Below are 8,931 nucleotides of genomic sequence, written 5' to 3' on the forward strand. Positions count from 1 at the left end.
CTCGTGCGGCGTCACCAGCTCGCTGGGCTACGCATGGCCGCGTGACTTAAGCAAGGCGGCCTCCGATTTCCAGTGCAGTCCAGAATCGAATATGAAAACTGCCGCCCATTGCATGCTTGTTGCCTTACTGCGACTCCTGTCACTTCTCCCCTACTCGCTGGTTGCCAGAATGGGCAGCGGTCTCGGAGCCGGCTTATACGTGATACGGAGCCGCCGAAAGCACATCGTTTTGACCAACCTTCGGCTGTGCTTTCCCGCAATGACCGATCTTGAGCACGAGCGCATCGCCTGCGCCCATTTCCAGCATGTCGTGCGCAGCTATCTGGAGCGCGGATTTCAGTGGTTCGGCAGCCCGCGTTGGGTGAGCCGGATGGTGCACCTGGAAAGCAAGATCGAGCTGGACGATCCCGATGCGCCGCCCACCATTTTCATGGGCTTTCACTTCGTTGGAATCGAGGTAGGCTGCATGCTCTATTCCTCTCGCCTGCCGGTTGCCGCTTTATACACCCGCATGTCGAACGCTCGCTTGTGCGCTCTAGCGAAGCGCCAGCGCGGGCGGTTTGGGGCGAAGATGATCGAGCGCAGTTCGAGCGCGAGGGATGCTGTCAGGCTTCTGCGCGCGGGCATTCCAGTGATGCTGGCAGCGGATATGGACCACGGAACAACGGGTTCGGTCTTTGCACCGCTTTTCGGCGTTCCAGCATGCACGCTGACGTCGGTGTCTCGTTTGGCAAAGTTGAGCGGCGCACGCGTCGTGCCTTTCGTCACCGAAGTGTTGCCCGAGTACCGCGGGTACAGGCTGACTATCTTTGAGCCACTGGAAGGCTATCCGTCGGGCGACGATTCACTCGACGCGTGCACGATGAATGCGTTTCTTGAAAGGCAGATCTCGCGTTTTCCCGAACAGTATTACTGGGTGCACCGACGATTCAAGACTCGTCCGGCGGGCACTCCTGCAGTTTACTGATCGCGACTGCATCGCTTGGGCACCTGGAGAGTTCAATGGCTAATCACGACAGGCTGCATCCACTACGTCCGTTCCTGAAGAATTGGGTTTGGGAGCATGGCCGGATCGGTACTCGCTATTTGGACTGCATCGATGGCGAAATCAAGTTTGACGAAGGCAAGAAGTCGCACTTCGCGGACGAAGAATACATTTACGTGCCGCTCGATAAGGACGGTGAGGACGATGCGTCTGCGGATGGTCCAGCGATCCAGGAGGCGGGACTTGGCCGGTTCTTGAAGGGCGCGCAGTTGGGCAAGCCGGAAGAAGCCGGGACTGCGGTGGAGGTCCAGCGCGCAGTGGCGGACTGCGTGGAGCTCGGCCTGTTCAGCGCATATCAGAGGGACGCCCAGGAGGCCTTCACACGCTATGCGCAGGAGCCTATGTTCGAGGATGAAATCCGCGCGGCGGTTGTCGACGATATCCGGCGCATCTACGCGCGTATGCGGGAGCAACTGGCGCTGTACGATTTCAGTGTGCTTTACGGCTTGCCCACACCGCTGCTCATCGGCGAGGCGCCCTTCATCGACTGGCGCGTGCGCGCTAGTCCGGCCCTTCCGTTCGTATCGCTTCCTCTTGGACCTTACTGTCTGCTGGTGGGCGCGCCCTCGGGCAGGAAAAGCCGGATCGGCCCAGTGGTCTGGAAGGCTGCTGCCGCTATGGGCCCGTTGAAGGACCACAACCGCCACATCGTGGAGCAGGCACGTTTGTGGTTGGTAGCGACCACGGATGACCAACTCGTCGCGGTGCAAAGCCGCTTCGCTGCGGCCAGGAGCACCACGCCGGACAATGCGAAGCCCTGACCGAAATCGGCCGGGAAACGCGCGGTCGTCGGAATCCGCATATCCCCGCGGACGCTGTCCTCAAACAGGCTTAAGTACGTGTAATCGAAGCCCCACCGTCGACCAATGAAGCCGTACCTGTCACGAACGACGAATCGTCGGAAGCAAGATAGAGGGCCGACCGCGCAACCTCTTCAGGTTTCGCGACGCGCTTGAGCGCATGCAAGCCCGTGACGAATGCCTGCGATTCTGACGTGTCATTCATGCCGCGATACATTTCAGTGTCGACCGCGCCCGGGAGGATTGCGTTGACGCGCACACCTTGCGGACCGAATTCGGCCGCAAGTGCCTGCGTGAGTCCGATCAGCCCGGCTTTGCTCGCATCATAGGCCGCAGTTCCCGGGAAGGCGAACGAATAGCCGACGAACGTCGAAGTGAAGATGATCGACCCGCCGCCCTGCTTGACCATCTCGGGGATCTGATACTTGGCGCCCAGAAACGCGCTCGTCAGGTTAGTGGCCAATGTGGACGACCAACCCGCTTCCGAGATGCCTGTGGACGGTCCCATTTCTCCCAGCGTTCCCGCATTGTTATAGGCGATGTCAAGGCGCCCGAACCGGCTGACAGCGAGTGCGACGAGCGCTTTCGCGAAGTCTTCGGATTGCACGTCCCCTGCCAGCGACACGGCCGTGCCGCCAACGCCCGCGATCTCCGTTACGAGTGTGTCAAGCTCGGCTTCGCGGCGCGCGGCCACGACGACCTTGGCGCCTTCCGCGGCGAACAGTTTGGCGGCAGCCCTGCCAATGCCTGCACTGGCGCCCGTGACGATAGCGACCTTTCCTGATAAGCGTTGCATGTTCAATCTCCAGCTTCATTCGTGGACCGATGCCCAATGCCCGGCTCCGTGATGCGAACTATAGGATTCGCTTCTTGTTGCAGGAAGGCATAAAAGATGGCTGTATCATTCAGCTTTTGTGAATGACTGGGACGTCGTATGGACCGTCTGCGCGCCTTTGAGGTTTTCGTGACCGTGGTCAACCGGGGCAGCTTTGCGCGCGCGGCCGATGCGCTCGACACCTCGCCTGCGAACGTGACCCGCTACGTGAACGAACTGGAGGCGCATCTCGGCACCCGACTGCTCAATCGCACCTCACGCAAGTTGTCGCTTACCGAGGGAGGCGACACGCTTTATTCGCGATGCAGGACTATCCTCGAAGACGTCGCCGAAACGGAGGGGCTGCTGTCAAGAACGTCGATCGAGCCGCGCGGACGATTGCGTATCAACGCTCCTGTCAGCTTCGGCGTGCTGCATCTGGCGCCACTGTGGCCTGAGTTCATGCAGAGATATCCCGATGTCGAACTTGAAATCGCGCTCATCGATCGCGTTGTCGACATCGTCGAGGAAGGTTTCGATCTGGCCATTCGCATCTCGCGTGCTGGCACGACTGAGCACGCAGCCCGCAAACTGGCGACATCGAGAAACGTGCTGTGCGCTTCTCCTGACTATCTGAACCAATGGGGGTATCCGGAAATACCGCAGGATCTGGTCAGACACCACTGCATCGGGTACACCTATGCAGCCACAGGGGACGATTGGCAGCTGACAGACAGCAACGGCAGAGATCACCGTGTTCAGGTCAACTGTCGCATGCACACCAATAACGGCGATACAGCGCGCGCGGCGGCGCTTGCCGGACGAGGCATCATCTGGCAGCCCACGTTTCTGATTGGCGACGACCTTCGCACGGGCAAGCTCGTCAGAGTTTTGCCTGAATACCGCTTGCCGGACATCGATGTGCTTGCACTGTATCCGAGCCGTCGTCACGTGAGCGCCAAAGTACGTGCGGCAATCGATTTTCTGGTCGACGCATTTTCGGGTTTGCCGCCGTGGGACAACGCGTGAAACGGCGTGAGTGACGTGGCTTAAGCGTCGGCGATCGCGACGTAACGGCCATCGACCGCCTGCGACGTGCTCAAAGTGTTGAACGGGCATCACGGACAAGCGATGGCCGTTCGGCGGCAGGCAGCAAGCGGTCAGTCCGGTTGTTCAGATCGGGTATCCGAACGTCGACGCCTATGGCATGACCTTGTCGATTTCTTCATAAGCGCGGTTGAGCCAAACCTTCACCCGCTGGCGCTCGAGCATGCCAAGACCGGTGCTCGCGCGATCCGGATGATGCGTCGCCGCCCAGAAGCTCGAATTCTTCTGGTCAATCTTCTGCATAGTCGCGTCGGGAAGATGGCGCAGCGAAACGATGTCAGCGCCAAGCGCTTCCGCGCGCTGACGTTCGCCGGAGGATTCCAGCAATTCGAAGCGCTCGCCACGGATTTCGTTCAGCACGATCACTAGACGCAATTTGCCGCCGAACTGATCAAGCCATTGCCGCAGCAGGTCGACCGAATCGCGGCCTGCGTCCATCACGTGCCACCACGTGAGCGCAACATCGTTTTCCTGCGCGATGCCGAGCACGTCGGAGTCATCGAACCACTTCGAGACCGACTGCTGCGTCTGCGCAGCGAGGTCGACCAGGACGCGGCGCTCGGCTTGCTCGAGCGCGTACTCGATAACCGGGTCGAGGCTGTCGTGGCCATCGAGCACGGCGGGCGCGGCGAATTCGCAGTAATAGCGCAGCAGCGCTCCGTGCGAGCGGTCGGTGTCGAAACCAAGAAACGGCAAATTGCGGTCGATGAAGTACTGCGCCAGCACACGGGCGACGAGCGATTTACCCACGCCGCCTTTTTCCCCACCGATAAAGTGCACGAAGCTCATGTATTTGAATCCTTGTTGTCCTGGCTGGGCCTGTCGCCCATGCGCGGTTGATCTGTGGATAGGCTACCCGGGCAAAATTCGCTCGTGTGCCTTTTCTTCTTCCGCCACGGCGCAGTACGCGCGGAACCCGCATCGGCACATCATGCCAGCCGATCATGACAGGACAGTTGACGTGACATGGCCGGATCAAAATTCGACTTGATCACGGATCGGCTCGATGGCGTTGTACGCCAACCGCGTCGGACCACTTCGCGGTTTCCTTCCTCGAGGCTTATTCGACACCTGCCCCAGCCGCAGCAATTCCACCATCGCTACGGATAATCCGAAAAACGCGACAGCGGCGCCGTATCGGCAGCCGGAGACGTATAGCCCGGCACGTCGGCTTTAAACTGCTCGAGCAAGCCGTTGTCGATCTTCGATACCCCCTTCAATTGAAGCTGCATCAATACGCGCGTGCCCGTGGCCAACGTGCTCGAGCTCGTTTCATAGGTGTATTTTTCCAGCGCAAGTGCAACCGACCAGCATTGCGCGTCGTACTGCAGTCCCGCCAGCCCCGCGATCAGGTGATGCGAGCGCATGTCGTAGTTCACGCGGCCGACGCCCGATATATTGTGTGCAAGCGGCCATTGCGACGACACGACGAACTGATTCACCGGCTCGTCGTCGAGCGTGGCGGTCGCGCGCGTGTAGCGATACGCGAAATTGAGCACCTTGCCGGGCGCCGGCTTCCACGAGAAGCCGGCGACGGCATGCGTCAGGGCGTCGTTCGCTTCGCTGTATTGAACCGCCTGCTCGGCCGCCACGTTGCCGGCGATCTTGTATGACGCGCCGAGAATGAGGCCGGTGCGCGCCACGTCGGCAATCGATTCATCATCCACCAACGTCACCCGCGGCGTGCGGAACTCATATTGCTGGGCGATCACAAAGCGGGCGCGCTCGTCGCCGCTCGCCGGATCGATGAAGCGCGTGGTCAGCCCGGCGGTCAGGCGGTTCGCGTCCGCGATGCGATCGTTGCCGACGAAACTGTTGGGCGTATAGATTTCAGCAAGGCCGAAATCGGCCTCCGCCGTATCGAAGACCGGCGCGAACAATTGATTGCGGTAAGGCGTGTAGACGTAGTAAAGCCGCGGCTCGAGCGTCTGGATGTAGCTCTGGCCGAAAAGACGCACGCTGCGCTCGAACGTCATGCCCGAATCGAGCGTAAAGGTCGGCACGTTGACGTTGAACACCTTGGGTTGACCGCTCGGCGCGTCGCTGCCGATCGAGGTCAGGTCGTAGGAAGCGAAATGCCATTGCAGCTTCGGCGTGACGTACCAGCCCGGATGCACGATCGCGTAGTCGATCCACGGGTTGAACACGAAGCGGTTGCCTTGGGTCGCGTCGGCCGTGCTCGTGGTGAAGCGGCTGGCGTCGGCCTCGGCGCCGAAATCGAAACCGCCGATGTTGTAGCGGTTGTATTGCACGTTGACTTGCGGCTCGCGGTTATATGGCAGGCTCGACGAGAAGGACTGCCAGTGCTCCACGCGCGCGAGCACGCTCCATGGACCGTCGCCATAGGTCAGCCCGGCTTCCTGCTGGTATAGCGTGGTGGAGCTGGTGGGAAACACCGTGCCGGCCCCGAGGTCGGTCTCGACGGCGGAATCCGATACGCGGTTGTAGTTCACATAGGCGCCGAAGCCCGAGCCGAGATTCCAATGATCGTTGACCGTGATCGAATAGCGATTGGTCTTTGCGATCGCATCGTTCGGCAAGTACGTAAGCGCGATTTCACCCGTGTTGCTCGGGGTAAGAAACCGGTAGTCGGCGCTCAGCGCCTCGCCGCGCTTCGTCATGATGCGGGGCGTGACGGTCAGGTCGTAGTTCGGCGCGATGTTGAAGTAATACGGCAGTGCCAGATCGACGCCGTTGGTCGAGCCGATCGACATGGTGGGCGGCAGCAGTCCGGAGAGGCGCGCGTCCGAAAGCGGAAACGACAGCCAAGGGCTCGCGAGTATCGGCAGGTCCTGAAAGAACAGCACGCCGTTGTGCGCGACGGCCTCGTTGCTGCCGTTGTCGATATCGAGGCGCGACGCCTTCACGTACCAGGCAGGGCGGCTCGTGCATTGACAGGTGCTGTAAGTGCCGTCGAGCAAGACGGAGCGTTCGGCGTCGAGAAGATCGGCGCGTTGCGCGCTGCCCCAGCCTCCCGTCATGACGAAGCGATACTTCGGTACGCTCATGTAGCCTTCGTTCGCGTCGATACGAAAGTGCGCTTCGGGGCCGGCGAACGATTCGCCGTTGCGCGTGAGGTGGACGTCGCCGTAACCGTCGACGAGATCGGAGTCGACGTCGTAGTGGATGCTCGCACCCGTCGTCACCGAATCGTAGCGGCGCAGCTCGGCCGCGCCCTTGAGCGAGAGATCCGTATCCTCGGTTCCGGTCGCCTGATTGGCGATCGCGGCGACGGCGGGACGGTCGCCGGGGCGCAAGGCCTCTTCGCCGATCTGGGGCGCAAGACGCAATCCCCATGGACCGTCGAGCTGCTGAGGCCCGGCCGCGTCGCCCGTGAGCTGCGCGCCGGCGCAGGCCGGCCAGAGCCCCGGGGCGGTAAACAAAAACATGACGAGAGGCCGCAGGGGCAGGCCTCGCAAAGCGTTGCGCAAGTTCAAATCAAATGCGGAATACGAAGGCTTGAAGCACAGCGGCGACGTCACTGCAGCGTGAGTTGCGGCTGCGGCGAGACTTGAGACAGTCCGGCCGCGGCACTCAGCGCGGTCAGCATGTCCGGCACCTGAAAGCAGGGCAGCGAAAACGACAGCCCCGCGTTTTCCGAGAGGCGGAAGCGAATGACCAGGTTCTGCGTGCCGTCGATGCGGCCGATCTCCCAGCCTTGACAATGCAGCGCGAACCGGACCGCATCGCTCCTTTGCGTCATCCGCTCCGAACGTTCGATGGCGTTCGGCAACCCGACCAGCAAGTCATTGAACACGGACCTATGGATGGCGGCGGTATTCCTGTCGCCTCGTATCAGCAGATATTGACCGTCGCCGGTCACTTCCATGCCGCGAATGGAAGTGATTTCGACCAGATTGAATTCGCTCACGTCAGATGTCCTCGCTTGCGCACATGATGGCGATGCTCACCACGATAGGCCGACGGACTGCTGCTGGGGGTTACGGTTTCGCTACCGTTTATTTCTTTGTGAGGACTGGCCGCACACGGATGCCATATGAGCGCTCGCTTGCACGGCCCTCATGCGGCACGGCATGAAGACGCCTGAAATGGAGGATAAGGCAGACACGAGTTTGGAAAGACTTCAGTAACGCACGGCGCAATTCGAGTTCCTATACTTCGCGGCTCGTGTATGAATGAGGGACATCCATGCCAGTGCGCCGCGCTTTTGTCGTCGCTACCGTTGCATCATTTGCCGGCGTCGCCGCAACGAGTCCGGCCGCGTATGCAGGCGAGCCTTTCGTCGTGCGCGATATCCGGATCTCCGGGCTGCAGAGCATGGAAGCATCGACGGTGTTTTCTTATCTGCCGGTCAAGAAGGGCGACACGTTTACCGCGAGCAAGGCATCCGACGTGATCCGCGCGCTGTACGCCACCGGCTTCTTCAACGACGTGCGCATCGCCACCGAAGGCAACGTGGTGATCGTCGAGGTCGCCGAGCGCCCGGCCATCGCGATGGTCGATTTCGCGGGCCTGCACGAATTCGACAAGGACAACCTCAACAAGGCGCTCAATTCCGTCGGCTTGTCGCCGGGCCGCTACTACGACAAGGCGCTCGTCGACCGCGCCGAGCAGGAGCTGAAGCGTCAGTACCTGACGCGCGGCTTCTACGCCGCTGAGGTGACGACGACCATCACGCCGGTCGACCGCAACCGCGTGTCGATCCTGTTCTCGGTGGCCGAGGGTCCGAGCGCGAAGATCCGTCAGGTCGACTTCACCGGCAACAACGTGTTCAGCACGAGCACGCTGCGCGACGAGATGCAGCTGTCCACGCCGAACTGGTTCTCGTGGTACACGAAGAACGACCTGTACTCGAAGGAAAAGCTCACGGGCGACCTCGAGAACGTCCGTTCCTATTATTTGAACCGCGGCTACCTCGAGTTCAACATCGAGTCGACGCAGGTGTCGATCTCGCCGGACAAGAAGGACATGTACCTCACGCTGACCTTGCATGAGGGCGAGCCGTACACGATTTCGAGCATCCAGCTCGCGGGCAATCTGCTCGATCGCAAGGCCGAGCTGCAGAGGCTCATCGAGATCAAGCCGGGCGAGCGCTTCTCGGCCGAGAAGCTGAAGAGCACGACCAAGGCGATCGTCGACAAGCTCGGCGAATACGGCTACGCGTTTGCGACCGTGAATGCGGTGCCGCAGATCGACCAGGAGCA

The 8,931-nt window shown here is 61.0% G+C and carries 8 protein-coding genes; 4 read left to right on the top strand and 4 right to left on the bottom strand.

Annotated elements, in window-relative coordinates:
* The first annotated feature begins 91 nt into the window (after nt 1–91).
* Both FAZ69_RS22325 and FAZ69_RS22330 read left to right on the top strand, forming a co-directional pair.
* Nucleotides 92–967 (top strand): lipid A biosynthesis lauroyl acyltransferase, encoded by an 876-nt coding sequence (locus FAZ69_RS22325; protein ID WP_136897257.1) that lies wholly within the window; start codon nt 92–94, stop codon nt 965–967.
* Between the two features lie 35 nt (nt 968–1,002).
* Nucleotides 1,003–1,806 (top strand): hypothetical protein, encoded by an 804-nt coding sequence (locus FAZ69_RS22330; RefSeq protein ID WP_136897258.1) that lies wholly within the window; start codon nt 1,003–1,005, stop codon nt 1,804–1,806.
* 70 nt (nt 1,807–1,876) lie between these two features.
* Here FAZ69_RS22330 and FAZ69_RS22335 read toward each other — a convergent pair whose 3' ends face one another.
* Nucleotides 1,877–2,641 carry an SDR family oxidoreductase gene (locus FAZ69_RS22335; RefSeq protein ID WP_136897259.1) on the bottom strand — a complete coding sequence of 255 codons (765 nt, stop codon included), beginning with the start codon at nt 2,639–2,641 and terminating at the stop codon, nt 1,877–1,879.
* Between the two features lie 138 nt (nt 2,642–2,779).
* Between FAZ69_RS22335 and FAZ69_RS22340 the strand changes: the two genes are divergently transcribed.
* Nucleotides 2,780–3,688 (top strand): LysR family transcriptional regulator, encoded by a 909-nt coding sequence (locus FAZ69_RS22340; RefSeq protein WP_136897260.1) that lies wholly within the window; start codon nt 2,780–2,782, stop codon nt 3,686–3,688.
* A gap of 171 nt (nt 3,689–3,859) precedes the next feature.
* Here FAZ69_RS22340 and FAZ69_RS22345 read toward each other — a convergent pair whose 3' ends face one another.
* The 3 genes from FAZ69_RS22345 to FAZ69_RS22355 all read right to left on the bottom strand — a co-directional run bounded on the left by FAZ69_RS22345 (nt 3,860) and on the right by FAZ69_RS22355 (nt 7,637).
* Nucleotides 3,860–4,555 (bottom strand): nucleotide-binding protein, encoded by a 696-nt coding sequence (locus tag FAZ69_RS22345; RefSeq protein WP_136897261.1) that lies wholly within the window; start codon nt 4,553–4,555, stop codon nt 3,860–3,862.
* A gap of 311 nt (nt 4,556–4,866) precedes the next feature.
* Nucleotides 4,867–7,155 (bottom strand): LPS-assembly protein LptD, encoded by a 2,289-nt coding sequence (locus tag FAZ69_RS22350; protein WP_136897262.1) that lies wholly within the window; start codon nt 7,153–7,155, stop codon nt 4,867–4,869.
* An 89-nt stretch (nt 7,156–7,244) separates the two neighbouring features.
* Nucleotides 7,245–7,637, bottom strand: coding sequence for a hypothetical protein (locus FAZ69_RS22355; protein WP_240702411.1), 393 nt, complete (start codon nt 7,635–7,637; stop codon nt 7,245–7,247).
* Nucleotides 7,638–7,915: 278 nt separating this feature from the next.
* Here FAZ69_RS22355 and bamA point away from each other — a divergent pair.
* Nucleotides 7,916–8,931: outer membrane protein assembly factor BamA (gene bamA, locus FAZ69_RS22360; protein WP_136897263.1), on the top strand; the 1,016-nt coding region annotated here is incomplete at its 3' end.

Origin of the sequence: Trinickia terrae (genome assembly GCF_005144415.1) — a bacterium.
GTDB classification, from domain to species: Bacteria; Pseudomonadota; Gammaproteobacteria; order Burkholderiales; family Burkholderiaceae; genus Trinickia_A; species Trinickia_A terrae.

Bases quoted from the DNA above. Each gene is read 5' to 3' on its own strand.
- FAZ69_RS22345 (WP_136897261.1), bottom strand. From the start codon at position 4,555: ATGAGCTTCGTGCACTTTATCGGTGGGGAAAAAGGCGGCGTGGGTAAA.
- FAZ69_RS22325 (WP_136897257.1), top strand. From the start codon at position 92: ATGAAAACTGCCGCCCATTGCATGCTTGTTGCCTTACTGCGACTCCTG.
- FAZ69_RS22350 (WP_136897262.1), bottom strand. From the start codon at position 7,155: ATGTTTTTGTTTACCGCCCCGGGGCTCTGGCCGGCCTGCGCCGGCGCG.
- FAZ69_RS22340 (WP_136897260.1), top strand. From the start codon at position 2,780: ATGGACCGTCTGCGCGCCTTTGAGGTTTTCGTGACCGTGGTCAACCGG.
- FAZ69_RS22335 (WP_136897259.1), bottom strand. From the start codon at position 2,641: ATGCAACGCTTATCAGGAAAGGTCGCTATCGTCACGGGCGCCAGTGCA.
- FAZ69_RS22330 (WP_136897258.1), top strand. From the start codon at position 1,003: ATGGCTAATCACGACAGGCTGCATCCACTACGTCCGTTCCTGAAGAAT.